Source organism: Candidatus Viridilinea mediisalina (assembly GCF_002532535.1).
Classification (GTDB): domain Bacteria; phylum Chloroflexota; class Chloroflexia; order Chloroflexales; family Chloroflexaceae; genus Viridilinea; species Viridilinea mediisalina.
In genome coordinates, this window is record NZ_NQWI01000288.1 from 1 (window position 1) to 1,149 (window position 1,149).

Below are 1,149 nucleotides of genomic sequence, written 5' to 3' on the forward strand. Positions count from 1 at the left end.
GTAATACCAATTACCTATGAACATACCGCATTAATCGCCTCCCGGAGGTAGGGGTATCCGGTCAGGGATTGCACGACGGAGTCGGTGTATTGCTCCAAGTGTGCGCAGAGTTCATCTTCCAAGCAGTCAAGATGGGCAAAGCATTGTCCTGCGAGTTTGCCACGAAGGTCTTCCCAGAGGCGCTCTGTTGGGTTGAGTTCTGGGCAGGCTGGAGCAAAGAAGACGAGGGCGATGTTGTCAGGGATGCGCAGACATTTCGCCGTATGTGCGCCACTGCGATCCATCAGCATCACATTGAAGGTATCGACATGGGCTTCGGCAAACTGATCCAAGAAGATCTGCATGTTGGTGGCATCCAGTCGGGGTAGGAGGAGAAAAAACCGTTCTCCACTCTCTGGTGCGACCGCGCCGTAAAGCCAACTGTTGTCATACTGATGCTGCGTCTTCAGGATCGGCTTCACCCCCTCCAGGGTGATGCGGCGGCGCAGGATGGTTATCAACCCCCAGCGGCTCTCGTCTTGAGTCCACACGTTCAGCGGTTTGTCATTGTCGGCAGGAATCGCTGCGCTGATTCGCTCGACGACTTCCGCTTTGAACTCCTCAATGGCTTCCGGCTTTTTTTTTGGTTGCTCGGTCGCGCCACTTTGGGCCGCGCGTTGAGCTTATAGCGAACCAGCGTATGCACGGTGGAATACGCAAGACGAATGCCATGTTCTTTCCAGAGCCAGTTCACAATCTCACTATACGACGCAAAACCACTGGGATTCGCCAGCGCCTCCCGCAATGCCACTTCCACCTCCGGGGTGATGCTTGGCGCTCGGCCTGCGGCGACATACACGTCGAGCAGGGCGTCGCGTCCTCCCGCAGCATACTGAGCTACCCATGCGCCGATCGTATCGCGATGCACCCCCAAGATCGCCGCCGCTTCCTTGCGTGTTTTGACCTGGTTGCTAGCAAACAGGTACAGCATATGCAGGCGTTGCGCCTGTTTGGTATCATCTTCCGCCTTAAGCAAGGCCTTCAGTTCTTCTGCTGACTCGGTGATGCTTGGTGCGGCACGGTTCATGGCTACCTCTTTGATCTCGACACGAAAACGGGTAATTTCAGTGTATCACAACAATGCGGAATGTTCAATGGTAATTGGTATAA

Annotated in this window: 2 protein-coding genes; both read right to left on the reverse strand. The window is 54.9% G+C overall.

The window, feature by feature from the left end; translation table 11 throughout:
* Positions 1 to 14: 14 nt before the first annotated feature.
* Entirely contained in the window at positions 15 to 605 is a 591-nt protein-coding gene (locus tag CJ255_RS22045; protein WP_097646205.1) for an IS630 family transposase, read from the reverse strand.
* Positions 533 to 1,066, reverse strand: coding sequence for a helix-turn-helix domain-containing protein (locus CJ255_RS22050; RefSeq protein WP_097646206.1), 534 nt, complete (start codon positions 1,064 to 1,066; stop codon positions 533 to 535). The genes CJ255_RS22045 and CJ255_RS22050 overlap by 73 nt, the downstream gene beginning before the upstream one ends.
* Positions 1,067 to 1,149 lie beyond the last annotated feature (83 nt).

Bases quoted from the DNA above. Each gene is read 5' to 3' on its own strand.
- CJ255_RS22050 (WP_097646206.1), bottom strand. From the start codon at position 1,066: ATGAACCGTGCCGCACCAAGCATCACCGAGTCAGCAGAAGAACTGAAG.